This window comes from Nonomuraea recticatena (assembly GCF_039533245.1).
GTDB lineage: Bacteria > Actinomycetota > Actinomycetes > Streptosporangiales > Streptosporangiaceae > Nonomuraea > Nonomuraea roseola.
Genome location: NZ_BAAATE010000015.1, coordinates 168,290 through 189,105, shown reverse-complemented (window position 1 = coordinate 189,105; position 20,816 = coordinate 168,290). Strand labels below are relative to the sequence as shown.

At 72.5% G+C, this 20,816-nt stretch carries 18 protein-coding genes; 8 read left to right on the top strand and 10 right to left on the bottom strand.

Features of this window, described 5'->3' with window-relative positions; translation table 11 throughout:
* Positions 1-2: 2 nt before the first annotated feature.
* A complete protein-coding gene (locus ABFX50_RS27370) occupies positions 3-1,436 on the top strand; it encodes a xylulokinase (RefSeq protein ID WP_346150221.1) in 1,434 nt (477 codons plus the stop codon).
* Here ABFX50_RS27370 and ABFX50_RS27365 read toward each other — a convergent pair.
* Positions 1,411-2,883, bottom strand: a complete 1,473-nt coding sequence (locus tag ABFX50_RS27365; RefSeq protein WP_346150192.1) for a mannitol dehydrogenase family protein — start codon at positions 2,881-2,883, stop codon at positions 1,411-1,413. The two genes, ABFX50_RS27370 and ABFX50_RS27365, sit on opposite strands and share 26 nt — an antisense overlap.
* Before the next feature lie 182 nt (positions 2,884-3,065).
* Between ABFX50_RS27365 and ABFX50_RS27360 the strand changes: the two genes are divergently transcribed.
* Positions 3,066-4,112, top strand: coding sequence for an endonuclease/exonuclease/phosphatase family protein (locus tag ABFX50_RS27360; protein WP_346150191.1), 1,047 nt, complete (start codon positions 3,066-3,068; stop codon positions 4,110-4,112).
* A gap of 109 nt (positions 4,113-4,221) precedes the next feature.
* On the opposite strand, the gene ABFX50_RS27355 is transcribed toward ABFX50_RS27360, so the two are convergent.
* Positions 4,222-4,629: a MarR family winged helix-turn-helix transcriptional regulator gene (locus ABFX50_RS27355; RefSeq protein ID WP_346150190.1), complete on the bottom strand. Its 408-nt coding sequence runs from the start codon at positions 4,627-4,629 to the stop codon at positions 4,222-4,224.
* Between the two features lie 47 nt (positions 4,630-4,676).
* Between ABFX50_RS27355 and ABFX50_RS27350 the strand changes: the two genes are divergently transcribed.
* On the top strand, positions 4,677-5,672 hold the full coding sequence (locus ABFX50_RS27350; RefSeq protein ID WP_346150189.1) for an NADP-dependent oxidoreductase: 996 nt from the start codon (positions 4,677-4,679) through the stop codon (positions 5,670-5,672).
* Between the two features lie 8 nt (positions 5,673-5,680).
* Here ABFX50_RS27350 and ABFX50_RS27345 read toward each other — a convergent pair whose 3' ends face one another.
* From ABFX50_RS27345 to ABFX50_RS27335, 3 genes are read right to left on the bottom strand one after another with little or no spacing between them, the layout of a single operon-like run.
* Positions 5,681-6,685, bottom strand: coding sequence for an enolase C-terminal domain-like protein (locus ABFX50_RS27345; protein ID WP_183645859.1), 1,005 nt, complete (start codon positions 6,683-6,685; stop codon positions 5,681-5,683).
* 8 nt (positions 6,686-6,693) lie between these two features.
* The gene (locus tag ABFX50_RS27340; RefSeq protein WP_346150188.1) at positions 6,694-8,070 is read right to left on the bottom strand and encodes an MFS transporter; all 1,377 of its coding nucleotides are present in this window, start codon (positions 8,068-8,070) and stop codon (positions 6,694-6,696) included.
* Between the two features lie 53 nt (positions 8,071-8,123).
* Positions 8,124-8,846 (bottom strand): TetR/AcrR family transcriptional regulator C-terminal domain-containing protein, encoded by a 723-nt coding sequence (locus tag ABFX50_RS27335; RefSeq protein ID WP_346150187.1) that lies wholly within the window; start codon positions 8,844-8,846, stop codon positions 8,124-8,126.
* A 101-nt stretch (positions 8,847-8,947) separates the two neighbouring features.
* On the opposite strand from ABFX50_RS27335, the gene ABFX50_RS27330 reads away from it, so the two are divergent.
* Positions 8,948-10,375: a DHA2 family efflux MFS transporter permease subunit gene (locus ABFX50_RS27330; protein WP_346150186.1), complete on the top strand. Its 1,428-nt coding sequence runs from the start codon at positions 8,948-8,950 to the stop codon at positions 10,373-10,375.
* Between the two features lie 54 nt (positions 10,376-10,429).
* Here ABFX50_RS27330 and ABFX50_RS27325 read toward each other — a convergent pair whose 3' ends face one another.
* The 5 genes from ABFX50_RS27325 to ABFX50_RS27305 are packed head-to-tail and all read right to left on the bottom strand — an operon-like array spanning position 10,430 to position 17,431.
* Entirely contained in the window at positions 10,430-11,536 is a 1,107-nt protein-coding gene (locus tag ABFX50_RS27325; protein ID WP_346150220.1) for a VWA domain-containing protein, read from the bottom strand.
* 19 nt (positions 11,537-11,555) lie between these two features.
* On the bottom strand, positions 11,556-13,994 hold the full coding sequence (locus tag ABFX50_RS27320; protein ID WP_346150185.1) for a DUF5682 family protein: 2,439 nt from the start codon (positions 13,992-13,994) through the stop codon (positions 11,556-11,558).
* A 28-nt stretch (positions 13,995-14,022) separates the two neighbouring features.
* A complete protein-coding gene (locus tag ABFX50_RS27315) occupies positions 14,023-15,090 on the bottom strand; it encodes an ATP-binding protein (protein ID WP_183645863.1) in 1,068 nt (355 codons plus the stop codon).
* Positions 15,087-16,409 (bottom strand): DUF5691 domain-containing protein, encoded by a 1,323-nt coding sequence (locus tag ABFX50_RS27310; RefSeq protein ID WP_346150184.1) that lies wholly within the window; start codon positions 16,407-16,409, stop codon positions 15,087-15,089. Before ABFX50_RS27310 ends, ABFX50_RS27315 begins: the two co-directional genes overlap by 4 nt.
* Positions 16,406-17,431 (bottom strand): SWIM zinc finger family protein, encoded by a 1,026-nt coding sequence (locus tag ABFX50_RS27305; RefSeq protein WP_346150183.1) that lies wholly within the window; start codon positions 17,429-17,431, stop codon positions 16,406-16,408. The genes ABFX50_RS27310 and ABFX50_RS27305 overlap by 4 nt, the downstream gene beginning before the upstream one ends.
* Before the next feature lie 200 nt (positions 17,432-17,631).
* On the opposite strand from ABFX50_RS27305, the gene ABFX50_RS27300 reads away from it, so the two are divergent.
* The 4 genes from ABFX50_RS27300 to ABFX50_RS27285 all read left to right on the top strand — a co-directional run bounded on the left by ABFX50_RS27300 (position 17,632) and on the right by ABFX50_RS27285 (position 20,806).
* Positions 17,632-18,255 (top strand): hypothetical protein, encoded by a 624-nt coding sequence (locus ABFX50_RS27300; RefSeq protein WP_346150182.1) that lies wholly within the window; start codon positions 17,632-17,634, stop codon positions 18,253-18,255.
* 53 nt (positions 18,256-18,308) lie between these two features.
* Positions 18,309-18,854: a cupin domain-containing protein gene (locus ABFX50_RS27295; protein WP_346150181.1), complete on the top strand. Its 546-nt coding sequence runs from the start codon at positions 18,309-18,311 to the stop codon at positions 18,852-18,854.
* Positions 18,855-18,858: 4 nt separating this feature from the next.
* On the top strand, positions 18,859-19,206 hold the full coding sequence (locus tag ABFX50_RS27290) for an iron chaperone (RefSeq protein ID WP_346150180.1): 348 nt from the start codon (positions 18,859-18,861) through the stop codon (positions 19,204-19,206).
* Positions 19,207-19,273: 67 nt separating this feature from the next.
* Positions 19,274-20,806: an aldehyde dehydrogenase family protein gene (locus tag ABFX50_RS27285; RefSeq protein WP_346150179.1), complete on the top strand. Its 1,533-nt coding sequence runs from the start codon at positions 19,274-19,276 to the stop codon at positions 20,804-20,806.
* Positions 20,807-20,816 lie beyond the last annotated feature (10 nt).

Here is a 20,816-nt window from a genome sequence, read left to right as displayed (position 1 = left end):
TGATGACACTGGTCGCAGGCGTCGATTCATCGACCCAGAACTGCAAGGTCGTGATACGGGAAGTCGCCACCGGCAGGGTCGTCCGATCGGGCAGGGCGGGCCATCCCCAGGGCACCGAGGTGGACCCCGCGCTCTGGTGGGAGGCCATGCGGGCGGCGATCGCCGACGCGGGCGGCATCGACGACGTCGCGGCGCTCGCGATCGCAGGGCAGCAGCACGGCCTCATCGCCCTCGACCGCGACGGCCACGTCATCAGGCCCGCCCTGCTCTGGAACGACACGCGGTCGGCCGCCGCGGCCCGCGACCTGGCCGCCGAAGTCGGCGCCGGCGCCTACGCCAGGAGGACCGGCACCGTTCCCGTGGCCTCCTTCACCGCCGGCAAGCTGCGCTGGCTGCGCGATCACGAGCCGGGCAACGCCGCGAGGGTCGCCGCCGTCGCGCTGCCGCACGACTGGCTGACCTGGCGGCTGCGCGGGTACGGCCCGGCCGGTTCGGCCCCGCTCGGGCCCGATCTCGACGCGCTCGTGACCGACAGGTCCGAGGCGAGCGGGACGGCCTACTGGAACTTGTTCACCGGCGACTACGATCTCGAGTTGCTCGAGCTGGCCCTGGGACACTCGGCGATCGTTCCCAGGGTGCTCGGGCCCGCCGAGCGCGCGGGCACCGTCGCCGGAGCCTCGACCGTCCTCGGCCCCGGCGCGGGCGACAACGCGGCGGGAGCGCTCGGCCTCGGCGCCTCCGGCGGCGACGTCGTCGTCTCCATCGGCACCAGCGGCACCGTCTTCGCGGTGACCGACCGTCCGACGTGCGACGAGAGCGGCACCGTCGCCGGATTCGCCGACGCGAGCGGATCGTTCCTGCCGCTCATCGCGACCCTGAACGCGGCCCGCGTGCTCGACGCCGTCGCGGGCCTGCTCGACGTCGATCACGACGGGCTCGGCGGGCTCGCGCTCGAAGCCCCTCCTGGCGCGCACGGCCTGGTGCTCCAGCCGTATTTCGAAGGGGAGCGCACGCCCGACCTGCCCGACGCCACGGCGACCCTCTTCGGGATGACGCTCGCCGCCACCACCCGGCCGGCGCTGGCGCGCGCCGCGATCGAGGGCATGCTGTGCGGCCTGGCCGACGGCCTCGAAGCCGTCCGCGGCCAGGGGGTCGCGAGCGAGCGCGTGCTGCTGATCGGCGGGGCCGCCCAGAACGCCGCCGTGCAGCGGATCGCGGCGCAGACGTTCGAGCCGCCCATCGCCGTTCCCCAACCCGGCGAGTACGTCGCCGACGGAGCCGCGGTCCAGGCGGCATGGGCGCTCACCGGTGATCGGCCGCGCTGGCCGGTGTCCATCGCCGCCGAACCCGCGCCCGACCACCAGCCGGTCATCAGGCGGCAGTACGCCCGCTACGCGACCGCCGGCCGGCTCAGCCCGCCAGCCACCGCACCGTAGCGCGGGCGCCCTCGGCGTGCAGCGATTCGAGCGCGCGCAGGTACGGCGCGACGAACCGCTCGTCGTCGGCGAGGTCGCCGAACAGCTCCCTGTCCTCGATGAAGGCCGTGGGCCGTTGGCGCTGCGCCTTCGCGGCCGCCATGAGCCGGTCCCCCAGCCGGTCGACGACCACGATCGGCTCGCCTGACTCGTCGCTCCCTTCCGCGTACCTGGCCCAGCTGGCCACCACGGCGGCCGCGCGGGTCACCGGGCCGCCACGCGCCAGTTGCTCGCGCACCACGGGAAGCAGCCACTTCGGGATCCGGTCCGACGACTCGGCGCACAGCCGTGCCAGCGTGTCGCGCACCTCCGCGTTGGAGAACCTCTCGACGAGGGTCCGCTTGTAGCCGTCCAGGTCCACCCCCGGCACAGGGCGGAGCGTCGGGGTGGCCTCGAGGTCCATGTAGTCGAGCAGGAACTTCGCCAGCGCGGGGTCGGTGGCCGCCTCGTGGACGTACCGGTGGCCGCCGAGGTACCCGAAGTAGCACAGCGCCTGGTGTCCGGCGTTGAGCAGGCGCAGCTTCATCAGCTCGTACGGCTCCACGTCCCCGACGACCTGGACCCCGGCCTCCTCGAACGGAGGGCGCCCGCGGGAGAAGTCGTTTTCCAGCACCCACTGCGTGAAGGGCTCGCAGGTGACGGGCCAGGCGTCCAGGATGCCGAACAGCTCGGCCACCGCTTCTCGGTCCTCGTCGGTGGTGACGGGGGTGATGCGGTCGACCATGGAGTTGGGGAAGGCGACGGCGGCCTCGATCCAGTCGGCGAGCCCGTCGTCGACCAGCCGGGCGAACGCCGTGAAGGAGTGGCGCGCGACCTCCCCGTTCCCCTGGATGTTGTCGCACGACATCACGGTGAAAGGGACGAGTCCGCGGGCCCTGCGGCGCCGCAGGGCCTCGGTCACCAGCCCGAACACCGTGGTGGGGATCGCGCCGGGCTCCAGGTCGGCGCGGATCGCGGGGGCCTGCGCGTCGAAGGCCCCCGTGACCGGATGGATGTTGTAGCCGCCCTCGGTGACGGTCAGAGAGACGATGCGCACCGAGGGATCGGTCATCTTCTCGATGACCGCTTCGGGGTCGTCGGGGGCGAAGAGGTAGTCGATGATCGAGCCGATGACGCGGGCCTCACGGGTTCCGTCGGGGTGCTTCAGCACGAGGGTGTAGAGGCCGTCCTGAGCGGTCAGCGCGTCCCGCATCCGCGCGTCGCCGGGCAGGAGGCCGACACCGCAGATCGCCCAGTCGTGCGCCTTGCCCTCGTTCATCAGCCGGTCGAGGTACATCGCCTGGTGGGCGCGGTGGAACCCGCCCACGCCGATGTGCACGATGCCGGCCGTGAGCCTGGAGCGGTCGTAGGACGGCACCGCCACGGTCTCAGGCAGCGCGGCGACCGTCTCCTGCGTCAGTGCTGTCACCCCTGCACATCTCCCCCATGGTCAGCATCGCCCACCTCGGAGGATTCAAACGCGCGTCCGGCGACGGGCCCGACAAGTGAGCACAGATGTTCATATGTCCGATTGACTGAGCAGAAATGAGCACTATATGGTCGCGGCGGCCCTCACTGGCGAGGCCGCACCACCCCCTGAAGGAGAAAGCCATGTCCCCCTTCTCACGTCGCGACCTGTTCCGCACCAGTGCGGCCGCCGCCACGGTGGCCGCCGGCGCCGGCTTGCTGCCCGCCACCGCCGCCGCCACCACCTCCGCCACCTTCGATGCGGCCGGCCGCCCGGCCGCATCGGTGCGGGTGGTGACGTGGAACATCTACAAGGGCGGCCACGGCCTCGGGGCGGGCAACCTGCCGCACGTGCTCGACCAGCTCGTGGAGCTGCGGCCGGACATCTACCTCGCGGTCGAGACCTACGGCTCGGGCGAGGCGATCCGCGAGGCGCTGTCGCGCGGCGCCGGCCACGGCAGGTACACCGGCGTGCAGATCACCGACAGGCCCGCGGGCAAGGACAACCTGTGGATCTTCACCCATCTGCCCATCGCCCACGTCTATCCCAAGCCCGCGGGCGGCACGCACATCACCGACTTCAATCTCGGCGGCATCCGCGTACGGCTGGCCGACGGGCAGGAGCTGAACGCCTTCGTCACCTGGATCAACTACACCGACCCGTGGGTCGGCTACCTCATCGACGAGAACGCCGCGGGCGTCAGGGCGGGGCTCACCCCCCGGCACACCGCCGAGCAGGTCGTGGCCGCCGACCAGCGCCAGACCGCTCAGCTCAGGGAGGTCGTCGACCGGCATCTGCCCGCCATGCTCGCGGGCAACACCGATCCCCTCGTGATCGGCGGCGACCTCAACACCGTGCCCGCCGAGGACTGGAGCGCCACCTGGGCGGCGGCCCCCAACCATCTCGGCACGAGCTACCCGCTCACCGCGACGAAGGTCGTCACCGACGCCGGGTTCGTCGACACCTTCCGCGCCGCGCACCCCGACGCGGGCGTGGTGGAGGGCAGGACCTGGTCGCCGCTGCCGACCGAGCGGCTCATCACCCCGCAGCGCATCGACATGATCTTCGCCAGGGGCCCGGTCGCCGTCGAGGGCGCCCAGGTCGTCGACCAGCGGATGCGCCGCCATGGCCCCGGCACGTTCTACTCCGACCACGCCGCCGTCGTCGCCGACCTTCGCCTCTCCCGCTAGCGCCCCTCCCGCCGGTCCTGGACCTCACCCCCGTCACCCGGCCGGGACGTCACCCGGCCGGGTGACGTCCCGGCCCGCGTGAACCCGCGCGAACCCGCGTGGGCCGGCGCTAGCGGCCGAGCATCCGCAGCAGCAGGTCCCTGAGCTGCTCCCGCTCGGCCTCGCTCAGCGCGGCCAGCGGCTCGCCCGCGAACCCCAGCACGCCCTTCAGCTCCTCCGCCACGCCCAGACCCGCCGGGGTCAGCGTGACGTTCTTCACCCGCCGGTCGGCCGCGCCGGGTTCGCGGCTGACCAGACCGCGCCGCTCCAGCCGGTCGACGATGCCGGTGACGTTGGAGGGATCGCAGCGGAACACCTCGGCCATGCGCCGCATCGGCAGCGGCTCGCGCGCCAGGAGCACGAGAGCCTTGGCCTGCAGGGCGGTCAGCCGTCTGGCGGCCGCCGCCGCCTCGTAGCCCTCGTTGTACCTGGCCGCCACCTCGGCGAACAGGGCCACGACCTCCCGTGTCTCGCTCATGCCTTCGAGTATAGTTGATGTGCATCAATCTTTTAGGGGAGTCAACTATGCCGCGACAGATCAACCTCGCCTCCAGGCCCTCGGGGTGGCCGACCGCCGACAACTTCGACCTGGTAGAGGTCGGCTCGCAGCCGCTGGAGGAGGGCCAGGTCAGGGTCCGCAACCAGTTCATGTCCGTCGACCCCTACATGCGGGGGCGGATGAACGACGTCCCGTCCTACATCCCGCCCTTCCAGCTCGGCCGGCCCCTCGACGGCGGCGCGGTCGGCGTGGTCGTGGAGTCGCGCTCGGCAGACCTGGCCGAGGGAGACCTGGTCCTGCACGGCCTCGGCTGGCGTGACGAGGCCGTGCTCGACGCCGCGCGGGCGCGCAGGCTCACCCCCGTCGAGGGCCTGTCCAACTCGGCCTTCCTGGCCGTGCTCGGCATGACGTCGCTCACCGCCTACGCGGGCCTGCTGGACGTGGCCTCCTTCAAGGAGGGCGACGCCGTCTTCGTCTCAGGAGCCGCGGGAGCGGTCGGGAGCATCGTCGGCCAGATCGCCAAGCTGAAGGGCGCCTCACTCGTCGTCGGCAGCGCGGGCTCGGCGGAGAAGGTGGAGTACCTGCGCGGGATCGGTTACGACGCGGCGTTCAACTACAAGGACGCGCCCGTGGCCGAGCAGCTGAAGAAGGCCGCTCCCGACGGGATCGACGTCTACTTCGACAACGTCGGCGCCGACCACCTCGAGGCGGCCATCGGGTCGCTGCGCACTTTCGGCAGGGTGGCGATGTGCGGGGCGATCGCCGTCTACAACAGCACCGAGCCGACGCCCGCGCCGCGCAACCTCGCGCTCGCGATCGGCAAGCGGCTGACGCTGCGCGGCTTCATCGCCAGCGACCACGCCGACCGGATGCCCGCCATGGTGGACGAGGTCGGCGGATGGCTGCGTGAGGGCAGGCTGTCGTACGAGGAGACGATCGTGGACGGCCTGGAGAACGCGCCCGAGGCCTTCCTCGGGATGCTGCGGGGCGAGAACACGGGGAAGATGATCGTCCGGCTGTAGCCGGCGGGTCAGGCGCGGAAGGTGTCCTTCGCCATCCTGCGCACGCGCTCCTCGTCGATCGTGTGGCCGAGGCCCGGCTGGGTGAGCGGAACGGCCACCACCCCGCCCGAGGCGCCCACGGCGGGGGTCACGATCTGCGCGTTGCGGGGCGGCTGCGTCACGTCGCACGGCAGCGTGCAGCCCGGCAGGCTGGCCACCGCGACCGCCGCCGCCCTGGACAGCCCCGCGCCCTGCCCGCCCGCGCACTGGATGTCCCAGCCCGCGGCCACCGCTCTGTCGTGCGCGCGCCTGGCGTCGCTCAGGGACGGCAGCGCGGCGGGCCTCAGGAGCAGCACCTTCGCCGCGCGCAGGGTGAGGTAGTCGTCGAGCTCGGCGGTCGAGCGGGGCTCCACGGCGACCGAGGCGCGCACCCTGTCCTGGAGGTCGGCGTGGGCGTAGGCGTCGTCGATGCCGAACGGGCGCTCGATCACCTCGAGGCCGTACTCGTCGAGGGCCACCAGTTGCTCGGGCGAGGTGTAGGCGCCGCCGCAGTCGACGGCGAGGCTCAGCGCCGGGTAGGCCTGCCGTACGGCGCGCACGGGCTCGACGTCCCAGCCGGGCCGCACGTCCAGCGTGACGTGCGCGTAGCCCCCGCAGACCTGCTGGTTGACCCTGGCGACCATGCTTTCGGTCGAGGGGTCGAGCCCCAGCCTGACGGTGGCCATCAGCGAGGTGCCTGCGCCGCCCAGCGCGTGGGAGAGGGGGACGCCGCGCATCCTGGTCCACAGGTCCCAGAGGGCCATGTCGACCGCGCTGCCCCCGCCAGGCACCTGGTCGGGGTGCTCCCAGTCGACGCCGATCAGCTGGGCGGCCAGCCCTTCCTCCAGCGCGCTCCACAGCTTCGGTTCGGGCGAGACGAGCTCGCCCCATCCGCTCATTCCGCCGTGGTCGGTGAGCCGGACGAGCAGGGTCTCCGGCCGCCTGCCGTACGGCAGGACCAGCCGGAAGACCTCGAGCTCCCGCACTCGCGGCATGTTCCCCCCTAAGAACGGACTCCTTCCATGGTGCCCGTAGGAGCGGAGTGCGCAAAACGGGGCGCGATCAGCGCGGCCAGGATGGCCAGGACAAAAGTGAATCCGAACCCAACGAGATACATTTCGCCCGAGGCGGTGAAAAGCGCTCCGGTGCCGGCGACGGCGCCGACGGTGAAGACGGACTCGCCCACCCCGACGGCGGCGCTGTTCTGCCCCTCCTCGCCCTGCCTGGACATCTCCAGCACCAGCACGGAGACCGTGGGGTGCAGGGCGCCGATGCCGAAGCCGGAGATCGCCATGGCGATGTAGGCCAGAGCGATGGGCACCGCGTCGATCAGCACGAGCGCGATGAGCGCGGTGCCGAGGGCGATGAGGAAGGCGCCGCCGCGCATGGCGGTCAGGTTGCCGATCGTGCCCCTGCCCTTGAACCACGAGCCGGTGGACCAGCCGAGCGCGCCGACGGTCAGCACGATGCCCGCCCCGGTCGGCGACAGGCCGCGCTCGCTGATCAGCATGAGCGGGATCAGCACCTGCGAGGCGGTCAGTGAGCCGAAGGCCAGGCCACGCAGCACAGGAGCGGACGGCAGGCCGCGGGCGGCCCTCAGGGAGCCGGGCATCAGCAGCTTGGGCAGCGCCACGGCCAGCAGCACGACGCCGGCGACCAGCAGCGGGATCCCGGCCAGGGCCAGCGCGCTGCCGTACTGGATCAGGGCGGCGGCCACGGCGGTCAGGGTGGCCCACACCAGCTTGCCGCCCAGGCCGGGAGCGGGCTGGGCGCTGCCGGTGTCGAGGCGCTGGCCGGCCGTACCGCGCCAGAGCAGCAGGGCGGAGGGGACGACGATCAGGGCCACGCCGAGGAAGACCCAGCGCCAGTCGATGTTCTCCACCACCAGGCCGGCGATCGCGGGACCCACCATGGACGGCACCACCCAGGCCGCCGAGAACAGCGCGAAGACCTTCGGATGCATCGCCTGCGGGTAGGCCCTGGCGACCAGGACGTACAGGGAGACCTGGATCAGGCCCGCGCCGAGACCCTGAACGAAGCGGCCGCCGACGAAGACCTCCATCGTGGGGGCGAAACCGGCGAGCAGCAGTCCCGCGACGAAGGTGACCACTCCGACCGCGATGGGCGGCAGGGGCCCCTTGACGTCGCTCCATCTGCCGCCCAGCACGGTGGCGATCACACTGGCGGCCAGGGTGGCGCTGAAGGCCAGGTTGTACAGGTGCATGCCGTCGAGCTCTCTGGCGACGACCGGCATGGCCGTGGCCACCGCCATCGCCTCGAACGCCACCAGCATGACAAGGGCGACCAGGCCCGAGCTCAGCGAGCGGTACTTGGCGGACATCACACTGACAGGGGGTGCGGTCTCAACAGTCGCGGTCATGCAGCGAACGTACGGCCGAACCCCAGGTCAGCACATCGGGCGGCGGTCCTAGGTCATTCGGCGGACGGCACCTGCGCCGCCAGCCCGGCGATCATCAGGTCGAGACCGAACGCGAACCTCTCCTCCCCGCTCGGCTTCACCATCTCCTCGGCGTAGCGAGCCAGGTAGGGAAAGCGGTCGGCGGGCAGGCTGCGCATGTACTCCTCGATCTGCCTGAAGTGCTCGGCGACGAACTCCTCCGACTCCATGCCGCTGGCGCGCTGCATGCCGCGGTAGAGCGAGCCCTCGTGCGCGTCGGCCGCGACCAGCTGGCCGATGCGGTCGATGGCGATGGCGGCGGCCCTCGGCGGCACCCCTCCCTCGACCATGATGGCCATCATCCCCTCGGCCAGGCGCAGGGCGTTCGGGCCCGTCGGGATGTTGGCCAGGGATACCCTGGCGACGTCGGCGTGGCGGCTGAACACCGCGTGCTGCGCGAACACCGCCTCGCGCAGCTGCTCGGCCCAGCGTCCGGGCTCGGGCGCGGGCAGCTCGATCTCCTCGAGAACCCGCTCGTAGATCAGCTCCAGCAGCTCGTCCTTGTTGGCGACGTGCGCGTAGAGGGAGGCGGGGCCCGTGTCGAGCTCCTGGGCGACCCTGCGCATGCTCAGCGCGTCGAGGCCCTCCTGATCCACGATCCGCAGACCGGTCTGCACGATGAGCTCCTGGGTGAGCTGCGGCTTCACCGGCCTGGCACGACGGGTCTTTCGCCACGGAGGCGCGGGCACTGGATCCATACGAACAATGTACTTGACACGAACGCCGTTCGTTAATAGAACGGTGTCTGCGAACGAACAGTGTTCGCCCTAAGAACGACGTTCCCCCGAGGAGATCCCCCATGACCGCCACGCTCGAGCGTGCCACCGCCTACCGGTGGCGCTGGCCCGCCCTCTTCGTCATCCTCGCGGCCGAGGTGATGGATCTGATCGACGCGATGGTCACCCAGATCGCCGCCCCCACCATCCAGAGGGAGATCGGCGGCTCGGCCGGCCTGATCCAGTGGCTCGTCTCCGGCTACACGCTCGCGATGGCGGTCGGCCTCATCACCGGAGGCCGGCTGGGCGACCTCTACGGCCGCAAGCGCATGTTCGTGATCGGCGCGCTCGGCTTCACCGTCGCCTCGCTGCTGTGCGGCGTGTCCGTGAGCCCCGAGATGCTGATCGGCTCACGGGTGCTGCAGGGCCTGTTCGGCGCCGTCATGATCCCTCAGGGCCTCGGCCTGATCAGGGAGATGTTCCCTCCTGAGGAGATCGGCAAGGCGTTCGGCCTGTTCGGGCCCGTCATGACCATCTCTTCTGTCGGCGGCCCCGTGCTGGCGGGCTGGCTGGTCGACGCCGACCTGTTCGGCACCGGCTGGCGCATGATCTTCCTGATCAACCTGCCGATCGGCATCGCCGCCGTGCTCGCCGCGCTGAGGTTCCTGCCGGAGTTCCGCCTCTCGAACGCCACCAGGCTCGACCTCGGCGGCATGGTCCTGGTCTCCGCCGCCGCGTTCCTGCTGATCTTCCCGCTCATCCAGGGCCAGGAGGCAGGCTGGCCGGCCTGGACCTTCGCCTGCATGGCGGGCTCCGTCGTGATGTTCGCGCTGTTCGGCGCCTACGAGGCGCGCCGCCAGCGTTCCGGCAAGGACCCGCTCGTCACTCCCGGTCTGTTCCGCAAGCGGGCCTTCACCGGCGGTCTCGTCGCGGGGCTGTCCTTCTTCACCGGCATGATCGGGCTGTCGCTGGTCTTCACGCTCTACGTCCAGGAGGGCCTGCACTTCAGCCCCCTCAAGGCAGGACTGGCCAGCCTTCCCCAGGCGGTCGGCGGCGTGGTCGGATTCGGCATCGCCATGGCGCTGGTCACCAAGCTCGGCCGTACCCTTCTGCAGCTCGGCACGCTCGTCATGGCGGCGGGCGCGGGCGTGCTCGGCCTGACCATCCACCTGGCCGGGCTCGACATCGACGCCTGGCAGCTGGCTCCGGGGCTCGCCCTGGTCGGCATCGGGATGGGCCTGACCATGGCGCCGTTCTTCGACATCGTCCTGGCGGGCGTCGAACCGCACGAGTCGGGCTCTGCCTCCGGCACGCTCACCGCCATCCAGCAGCTGGGCGGCGCGCTCGGCGCGGCCCTGCTCGGCACCCTCTTCTTCCACCTGCTCACCAGCCGGTGGAGCTTCGGCGAGGCCATGCAGGCGATGGTGGCGGTGGAGATCGGGCTGCTGCTCCTCACCTGCGCCCTGTCCTTCCTCCTGCCCCGCCACGCGAGGGAGGAGCCCTCCCACTGACCCCTCGTACGGCAGGCACCCCGGCCCTGCGGCCGGGGCCTCGGCCGTCGGCGGTCAGGACGGGGCGCGCTCCGCCCACCCGGCCAGGTCGCGCCTTTCGATGGCGGCGGCCATCAGGGCGGGGAAGGCGTCGGGCGTGCACGCGAACGCGGGCACCCCCATGGCCGCCAGCGCGGCCGCGTTGTCGTGGTCGTAGAAGGGCGCGCCGTCGTCGGAGAGCGCGAGCAGCACGATCACCTGCACGCCCGCCCTGGTCATCGCCGCGATCCTGCGCAGCATCTCCTGCCGCACACCACCCTCGAACAGATCGCTGACCAACACGAAGATCGAATCGGCCGGCCGGGAGATCAGCCCCTCGGCGTAGGCGACCGCCCTGTTGATGTCGGTGCCGCCGCCGAGCTGGGTGCCGAACAGCACCTCCACCGGGTCGTGCAGATGCTCGGTGAGGTCGGCCACGGCGGTGTCGAACACCACCAGCGACGTCTTCAACGACCCCATCGAGGCCAGCACCGCCCCGAACACCCCGGCATGGACGACCGAGGAGGCCATCGAGCCGCTCTGGTCGACGCACAGCACGACCTCGCGCTGCACGCCGCGCCGTCTGCGCGCGTAACCGACCAGCCTCGACGGCACGACCGTGCGCCTGTCGGGCAGGTAGTGCCTGAGGTTGACCCTGATCGTGCGGTCCCAGTCGATGTCGGCCGCGCGCCTCGGTCTGTTGGTCCTGGCCGACCTGTTCAGCGCGCCGTCGACGGCCGACCTGACCCGCTGCGCCATCTCGCGTTCGAGCTCGGAGACGACCTTGCGCACCACCGCCCTCGCCGACTCGCGCGCCCTGTCAGGCATGACGTTGTTGAGCGCGAGCAGCGTGCCGACCAGGTGCACGTCCGGCTCGACCGCCTCCAGCATCTCGGGTTCGAGCAGCAGGCTCGTGAGGTCGAGCCGCTCGATCGCGTCCTGCTGCATGACCTGGACCACCGTCGAGGGGAAGTACGACCTGATGTCACCGAGCCAGCGCGCCACCCTCGGCGCCGACGCCCCGAGCCCTCCCGCCCTCTCGGGCCGCAGGTCGTAGACGGCGTCGAGCGCCTCGTCCATCCGCACGTCGCTCCCCTGCGGGACGAACCCGGTGCCGTCGGCCTCGCCGCCGCCCAGCACCATCCGCCACCTGCGCAGCCGTTCATCCACGAGCGACCCCCAAGATCATCTCCACCGTTCGGACGGCGGGCGCGGCCCTGCCCTCGTCCACCTGCCGCCGCCTGCCCTCCTCCTCGCCGCCGGAGGCCCGCACCCGCTGACCGATCGCGCGCCTCTCCGGGGCCTCGAACCTGCTGAAGGTACGGCGCAGCAGCGGGAGCACGCCGGTGAACTCCTCGGGTGTCAGGCCGGTCAGCCAGTCGTCGACCAGGGTGAGCAGGCGGGAGTCGTGCACGAGCAGCAGGCCCTTGCCCGCCATGAACCCCTCCACCCATGCGGCGGCCCTGGCGGGGGGATTGCCCCTGGACATCGACCTCGCCATGCGCTCGCCCGCGCCCGAGGGGGTGAGCTCGCCTGCGTCGAGCAGGAGGCGGACCAGTCGGCCTTCGATGAGGGCGTGCAGGCGTGGGCGGTCGCACACGGCCCGCAGCGTGGCGAGCCACCGCTCGCGCGCCGCCACCCGCCCGCGCCCCCTGGGGGCCTCCGCGCCGGGCGCGTCCGGCTGAGGGGGCGATCCCTGCGGCCTGTCCCCGCCATCAGCCGGCGACTCCCCCGCAGAACCTGAGGACGCGGGGCCGCCGGGGGGTGGGGTCAGGAGGGCGACGGCGGCATGGACGGCCTCGAGCTGCCCGACCAGTCCCGCCGCGGCCTCGTCGGAGATCCCCGTGACCGCCGCCGGCAGCCCGGCGCGGATGCGGTCGAGCATCGACTCCGCGATCGCCTCGAGCCCGTCGGCCGGGGTTCCCCGCACGTCCCCGTAGCGCTGGGCGCGCACCATCGAGGGAAGGGCCGCCATGAGGTGGGTGACGTCGGTGTCGAGGGCGGCTCTGTCCGACAGCGCCGCCAGCACCTGCGGCAGCGCCCCGCCCAGATCGGCCAGCAGGCACCGCTCCACCAGCCCGGCCAGCTCCGCCAGCGACACCACCGGCTCCGGCGCCGCGCCGCCGGGGGCCGCGCCGCCGGGGGCCGCGCCGGCAACCCCGTGCGCGCTCGGGCGAGCCGCGCTCCCCGGCCGGGGAAGCCCTCGGGCTGCCGATCCTGGAGACCCGTGGGCAGCCGCACCGCCGGGGCCGGCAGGGGCGGAGGCGCCGCGAGCCAGGGCGCGGGCGCGCTGGGTGGCGGCGGACTCCACGGTGGTGCCGAGGGCGGCCGACTCGATCAACACGAGGTCGTACTCGGGACGCCACGCCAGATGCCACACCTCCCTGAACGTCCCCCTCCCCCGCGCCTCGCCCGGCCTGCCCCACTCGACCCCGAGCAGCCGCAGCCGGTGCAGCAGCCGGCTGCGCGTCAGGTCGAGCGGCTTGCGCAGGTCGAGGTCGAGCTCCCGCTCCAGCGCCTCCACCCCGAGCTTCGCCCTGCGCTGCTGCTCGCGCAGGTCGCGTTGCAGCGGCACCATCGGGGTGCGCGGGCTGACCGAGCCGAGCCTGTCGCCCACCACCAGCCGCCGCTGGACCAGCCGCACGAGGAGCTCGTCGCCGTCGCACAGCACCGCCCGCACCGCCTCGGTGACCTCGCCCAGCCCTGCGAGGGGCCGCCCGCGCAGCGCCGCGAGGGTCTCGGCCAGCCGTACGGCCTCGATGACGTGGGCGGGGGAGACGGCCGTGCCCTCCTGCCTGAGGGCCGCCGCCGCGGAGGTGAGCCAGCGTTCGACGGGCCGGTCGGGCGCGGTGAACAGGTGGTGGTACCAGCCGGGCGAGGTGACGCCCGCGCCGTAGCCGCTGTGGGAGGCGAGCCTGCCGTACGTCCACGGCACCCAGGTCAGCTCGGCCTTGACCTTGGGCAGCCCGCGCAGCAGCGCGTTGTCGGCGGTCGCGGACGGCAGCGCGCCGGTGAGCGCGGGGACGTGCCAGGCCCCGCACACCACCGCGACGCGCTCGAAGCCCTCCTTCACCGCCGCCCGCAGACAGCGGCGCATGTGGGCCTCGCGGCGCGCCTCGTGCGGGCCCGGCTGGTGGCCCTCCCGCACGGCGGCCATGGCCTCGGCGATCGTCTGGAAGGGGGTGTCGCCCCTGTGCTCGACGACGTCCTCCCACCAGCGCTCGGGGTCGTCGTATCCTGCGGCCGCCGCCAGCTCGCCGAGGGGGTCGGCGTGCGCGGTGCCGCCGCCGTCCGTGGCCAGCGTGTGCACCGCGGGCAGGTCGACGAAGCGCACGGGGACGCCTTCGGCCGTGCCGTACAGGATGGCCTGCCATTCGGGCGAGAAGAGCGCGAACGGCCAGAACGCCGAGCGCGTCGAGCCCGGCACGTGGGCGAGCAGCGCGACCGGCGGCTCCATCTCGGGCGCGAGCGCGATCAGCGGGTCGGCCTCGGGCGGGCCCTCGATGAGGATCGCGTCGGGGCGCAGACGCGCGAGCTCGGCGCGGACGGCCCGCGCCGAGCCAGGCCCGTGGTGCCTGACCCCGAGGACGGTGACGCTCACGACACCTCCGAGCAGCCGCCTCGCGGCATCAGGAGACCTCCCTGCAGGCGCGGTAGAAGTCGCGCCAGTCTTCGCGCTCGCGCACGACGGTCTCGAGGTACTCGCGCCACACCACCTGGTCGGAGACCGGCTCCTGCACGACCGCGCCGACGATGCCCGCCGCCACGTCGGCCGCCCTGAGCACCCCGTCGCCGAAGTGGGCGGCCAGGGCCAGGCCGTTGGTCAGCACGGAGATGGCCTCGGCGGTGGACAGGGTGCCGCTCGGCGACTTGACCTTGGTGCGCCCGTCCTCGGTGACGCCGTCGCGCAGCTCCCTGAAGACGGTGACGACCCTGCGGATCTCGGCCATCCCCGTCGTCGTCTCGGGCAGCTCGAGCGACCTGCCGAGCTGGGCGACGCGCCGCGTGACGATGTCGACCTCCTCCTCGGCGGTGGCCGGCACGGGGAGCACGACGGTGTTGAAGCGCCGCCGCAGCGCGCTGGACAGCTCGTTGACGCCCCTGTCGCGGTCGTTGGCGGTGGCGATGATGTTGAAGCCGCGCCGCGCCTGCACCTCCTCGTTGAGCTCGGGGATCGGCAGCGTCTTCTCCGACAGCGCGGTGATCAGCGCGTCCTGCACGTCGGAGGGCATGCGGGTCAGCTCCTCCACCCGCGCGATCCTGCCCTCGGCCATGGCCCGCATGACGGGCGAGGGCGTCAGCGCCGCCCGCGAGGGCCCTTCGGCCAGGAGCCTGGCGTAGTTCCAGCCGTAGCGGATCGCCTCCTCGGCGGTGCCCGCCGTGCCCTGCACCAGAAGGGTGGAGTCGCCGCTGATGGCGGCGGCCAGGTGCTCCGACAGCCAGGTCTTGGCGGTGCCCGGCACGCCGAGCAGCAGCAGCGCGCGGTCGGTGGCCAGCGTGGCGACGGCGACCTCGACGATGCGCCTGGCGCCGACGTACTTCGGGCTGATCCGGTCGCCGTCGCCCAGCAGGTAGGTCGTGACCGCCCACGGCGACAGCTTCCAGCCCGGTGGCCTGACCCTGTCGTCCTCCTTGGCGAGCAGGGCCAGCTCCTCGGCGTGGTCGTCTTCGGCGTGCGGCCGCAGCACGGTGGTCAACGCAGCTCCTTCATCATGTCGGCGCGAAAGCGCAGCAGTCCGGGGACCTCTCCGACGCCCTCGGCGAGGAAGTGCAGGGCGGGGTCGATCCGCTCGCCCGCCATCGCCGACAGCTCACTCAGGTTCCACGGCTGGGTCACCGCCACCTGCCTGATCTTGGTCAGCACTGCCTGGGCGAGCCCCTGCCGCCACGGGGTCGCCGCCCCGCCCAAAACCATGATCATCTGCCCGTCGACGCCGTGCCTGCGCACGAAGTCGGCGGCCACCTCGTCCTGGTCGACCGGCGGGAGGACGGCCAGCAGGTCGGCCAGCGGGTCCCACGCGAACAGCGCCCTGGCCCACTCGGGATCGCGCTGCAGCACCGCGGCCCGCACCCACCCCGAGCGCACCTCACGAGCCCACTCGGGGATCTTCGAGCTGAGCAGCGCGGTGCTCCACTCGCGTAGCGGCGCCCGCGAGACCACCTGCTGCAGCCACCAGGCGCGCTCCCCCGTGCCCCTCGGCGGCCTGGCCCTGATGCCGTCGCGCTCCATGGCCCTGTCGCAGGCGGCGGGCGGCTCGACCACGAGCGTCGCGCCCTCGACCCTGAGGCAGCGCGCGGCCCTGTCGGCCATCCTGGCGGCCAGGCGGGAGTCGGGCAGTCTCGTCAGCAGGTCGGCCGCCACCTGGCGCACCTCCCTGCGGCGGTCGTCGAGCGCGCTCTCGAGGAACGGCTCGTCGGCCATCGACAGCCCTTCGTCCAGCAGCGGGAGGAAGCGCGCCCTGTCGTCGGGCGTCTCCTTCTCCCACGCCTCCTCCAGCAGCACCCTGGCCGCCTCGGGATCCTTGCCCCTCAGCTCGCCGAGGTAGGCCCTGCGATCTCCCTGGCTGCCCAGCTCCCAGATCTCGCCGGTCGGCTCCTCCAGCAGATAGGCCCACGAGGGGTTGAGCCCGGCCAGCCACCTGCCCCGCCGCCCCGCCAGCACGCCGAGGTGCGCCCTGATCGAACGATCTCTCGCCCCCTTGTCGAGCAGCTCGGGCAGCGCCTGCGGCGGCACCCTCCGCCCGGCGGCGGCCGCCGCGGCCAGCCATTCGGGCAGCACGCGAGGGTGCTCGCCGCCGAGGATGCGCGCCAGCCTCGCGGCCGCCGCGGCCCCGACCACCTCGCGCTCCTCCTCGGGGGCGGGCGTGAGCGCCCGCGGCTCCTGCTCGGGCGCGCTCTGCCCCGCCCGCAGGCGCACGACCTCGACCGCCGCGTCGCCCAGCAGGTCTCCGTCGTACGGCCTGCGGTCCGTGCCGACCAGCGCCGCCGACACCAGCTCCTCCCACCTGCCGCTCACAGGATCACCGCCAGGCCTTGCTCGTCCCACGCGGTGAGCGGCACCAGGCCGCGCGGTGTCCATTCGGCCGCCACCGTCAGCGGACGCCCTCCGGACAGCGCGATGAGCCGCCAGGGGGTGGCGAGCCCGGGGTGGAGGGGGAGGCCCGCGAGCGTGCCCGCGGTGGGGAGCGCCCCCGCCAGGACCAGGGGCCACGAGTCGGTCCACGGGTCTCCCGCGAGGGCCTTCGCCACCGTGTCGAGGGCCACGCTCGCCGATCCGCCGGGCGGCACCGGCGCGCTGACGCGCCGGCCCTGCTCGGGCCCCTGGAGCCGCTCGAGCCGCTCGATCCCCGTCGCGGCGGAGGGCTCGTCATGGCGGGTGGCGACCAAGGCTCGCAGGGGAGAGGCACCGGGGTAGAAGGCGAGCGAGGCGTCGAGAAGCTCCCCCGTGACCAGCGAGTCGTCGAGCGGCCGGCCGACGGGCGCGAAGGACAGCACGAGGGCGGCCCGCCCCGTGCGCCGCCCCAGCAGCCACACCCTGCGCGTCACCAGCCGGTCGTGGGTCTCATCCCGCCGCCCCAGGACGTGCCAGAGATCGCGGACCGCGGGCCCTGCCAGCACCTTCTCTCGTGTGACGAGGTAGCCCACCCTGGTGCGCACCGTCTGGGCGAGCTCGTCGGGCAGCTCGCCGAGCCCGCGGTGGCCCGCCGCGAGGAGGTGGAGCATCGCGATCTGGGCGAGCAGCCGCTCGGGCCAGTCGGCGGCCGAGCGCGCCTCGGCCAGCCCGCCCACCATGGCCGCCACGCCGGGCGCCTGGGCGTCGACGAGCCGCCTGGCCAGATGCTGCCACTCGCTCTCGCTCGCCGCGGCGAGACCCTTCCGCACCTGGTCGGCCAGCCACCTCTCCAGTTCCGCCAGCCCCGCCTCCACCCGCGCCCGCCTGCCCGCGCCGCCCCGCGCGCCACCGCCGACCCCCTTCGAGCCGGCGCCGAAGGCCGCGACCCCGGCGGAGGAGACGGCCGCGCCGAGAGGACCGGCCACACGGGAGACGGTGTGCGGTGCCGAGGGAGACCACCGTTCGATCACTCGCGGCACACTAACGGCCCGCACCGACAATTCAAGGCCAGGCGACACATCCCCAGGAAAGCCTGAGCCGGCCGCGACAGCGCGCAAACGCGCCATGAACCACCGGAATGCTGCCAGGCGAGAACTTCTCCCGACGAACAGCCATCTAACCCGCCATGATCACATCTTCTCTCAGGCCCCTGACGCTCACCGCGACCGCCCTGCTCGCCATGACGATCACCGCGGCGCCCGCGTCCGCGATCACCGGCACCGCGACCGCTGACACCGCCGCCGTCACGGCCGCCGCCGGGAAGAAGGTCCACTTCCGATCCATGACCCTGACGTTCCCCCCAGGCTGGAGGGTCGCGAAGGCCGCCGGTGCCGGCGGGGACTGGATCAGCGTGAAGCCCGCGGGCTGCGGCCGTACCTGCGCGTACGTCCAGCTGGTCGGCCCCAAGGTGCTCAAGCCCGGCCCCGAGGACTTCCTGGAGACGTACAGGACCAGCCGCCCCTTCGCCCCGGGAACCGGCGTGCCGACCTGCCGCCTCACCACCGGCACGGAAGACGGCGAGCGCTTCCCTGACCGCAGGCCCGTCGCCTCAGGGACCCGCAAGGTCGGGGCCGGCCACACGGCGCAGTACCGAGCCTGGCGGGGAGAGTGCTACAGCATGAAGACCGACAAGAAGACCAGGACCTTCGTCCAGCGGGAGTGGTACCTGCCCAAGGAGCGGATCCTCATCGTGGACAGCTCGGGCGTCGCGGGGCTGGACCAGATCGTGAAGGCGGCCACCTGGAAATGACGCGATGAGCCGACCGGCCCTGACGGAGCCCGCCCGCGCCTAGAATCGGCGGGATGAAGCTGAAGGTCCACCCCGACGGTCCCAGCGTCGACGTCGCCGACGAGGCGGAGGCGCTGGCCAGCGACCTGCCGGGTCAGCTCGTCCTCGACGGCAACCGTTTCCTGCGCCGCGACGTCACCGGCAGGGCCGTCGCCTTCGTCGAACGTCCGCCCATCGCCGAGGCCCTCGACCTGCTCCCCCACCCCGAGGGCGGCTGGTTCAGGCAGACGTGGAAGAGCGCGCTCACCTTCGAGCCCGACGGCTACGACGGCCCCCGCGCCACCGCCACCGGCATCTACTTCCTCCTCCAGCCCGGCGAGGAGTCCGTCCCCCACATGGTCAGGTCCGACGAGGTCTGGCTCTGGCACAGGGGCGGCCCCCTCACCCTCACCATCGGCGACGAGCGCCTCACGCTCGGCCCTCTCGTAGAGGAGGGTCAGGTGCCGCAGGCCAGGGTGCCCGCAGGGGTCTGGCAGGCCGCCCGCCCTGCGGGTGAGGAGGCGGTGCTGGTCAGCTGCGTGGTCTCCCCCGGCTTCGAGTTCGCCGACTTCACGGCCTGAGACCATGACCGTCGACGACTACCTCGCAGCGGTGTCGCCCGAGCGCGCCGAGGCCATGGCGCTGATCAGGCGGATGTGCCTGGAGGAGCTGACCGGCTTCACCGAGACCATCTTGTACGGCATGCCCACCTACACCCGCGACGGCGTCGGGGAGGTGGCCTTCGCCAGCCAGAAGCAGTACATCTCCATCTATCTCATGCGCACCGACGTCCGCGACGCGCACGCCGACCGTCTGGTGGGGCATGACATGGGCAAGAGCTGCCTGCGCCTGCGCCGTCCCGACCGGCTGGACGCCGACCTCGTCCGCTCCATGCTGAGGGCGACGGCCGCCGCGCGAGGTCCGGTCTGCTGACGGAGCTTCCCCGCAAGACGTGCGGAATGATTGGCTGGCTCCAGGAAAATCCACGAGGAGGTCACCGGTGACCCGTCAGATCGTCTCCGTCGTCGGCGGCAAGGATGCCGCCTCCTTCACGACCTACGACTCCACCAACCCCGCGAGAACCTCCGAGGTCGTGGCGCGCGTGGGGCTGGCCGACGCAGGCACCTTCGCCGCCGCCTGCCGTACCGCCAAGGAGGCGCAGCGGGAGTGGGCGCGCACGCCCGCGCCGGTGCGCGGCAGGGTGATCGCCTCGATCGGCCGCCTGGTCGAGGCCAACGCCGAGTCGCTGGCCGCGCTGGTCACCGAGGAGATCGGCAAGCCGTACGCCGAGGCGCTGGGAGAGGTCCGCGAGATCGTCGACACCTGCGACTTCTTCCTCGGCGAGGGCCGCAGGCTCTACGGCCAGACGGTGCCCTCGGAGATGCCCGACAAGAACCTGTTCACCTTCCGCAACCCTGTGGGGGTCGCCGCGGTGATCACGGCGGGCAACTTCCCCGTGGCGGTGCCGAGCTGGTACCTCGTGCCCGCCCTGCTGTGCGGCAACGCGGTGGTGTGGAAGCCCGCCGAGTACGCCGCCGCCTCGGCGCACGCGATGTACCGCCTGTTCGCCGCCTCGGGGCTGCCCGAGGGCGTGCTCAACGTGGTCTTCGCCGACGGCGTGCAGACCTTCGAGGGGCTCGACACGGCCCTGGAGGAGGGCACGGTGCAGAAGGTCGGCTTCACCGGCTCCTCCGAGGTGGGCAGGAAGATCGGCGAGCTGTGCGGACGGCACCTGCAGTCGCCGTGCCTGGAGCTCGGCGGCAAGAACCCGATGGTCGTCATGCCCGACGCCGACCTCGACCTGGCCGTGGAGGGCGCGCTGTTCGCCGGGTTCGGCACAGCGGGCCAGCGCTGCACCAGCCTCGGCACGGTGATCGTGCACGAGTCGATCCACGACGCCTTCGTCGAGCGCTTCGCCTCGGCCGTCGAGGAGGCCGTCGTGGGCGACCCGGCCGGTGAGGTGCTGATGGGGCCGCTGCTGGACCAGAAGTTCGCCGACCGGTTCGAGGAGTTCATCGGCTGGATCGCCGACCACCACACCGTCCTCGGAAAGGTCGGAAAAATCACGACAAGTGAGCCGCATGGCGGGTTCACCGGCGAGGGCGGCATCTACTACCACCCGACGGTCGTCGACGGCGTCACCCCCGAGGACCGGCTGTTCCTGGAGGAGACCTTCGGCCCGATCGTCGGCGTGACCACCTTCGCGACCCTCGACGAGGCGATCGAGCTGGCGAACCTGCCCGGCTACGGCCTGTCGTCGTCGATCTACACCACCGACCCCCGCCACGCCTTCCGCTTCCGTGAGGGCGTCTCGGCGGGCATGGTCAGCGTCAACAACTCCACCAGCGGCGCCGAGGCGCACCTGCCCTTCGGGGGCAACGGCAAGTCGGGCAACGGCAGCCGCCAGTCGGGCATGTGGGTGCTCGACCAGTTCACCCGCTGGCAGGCGATGAACTGGGACCACTCGGGCAGGCTGCAGAAGGCCCAGATGGACGTGGCCGACATCGTCCCGGACCTGGAGTTCCGCCTCTGACGTTGATCCG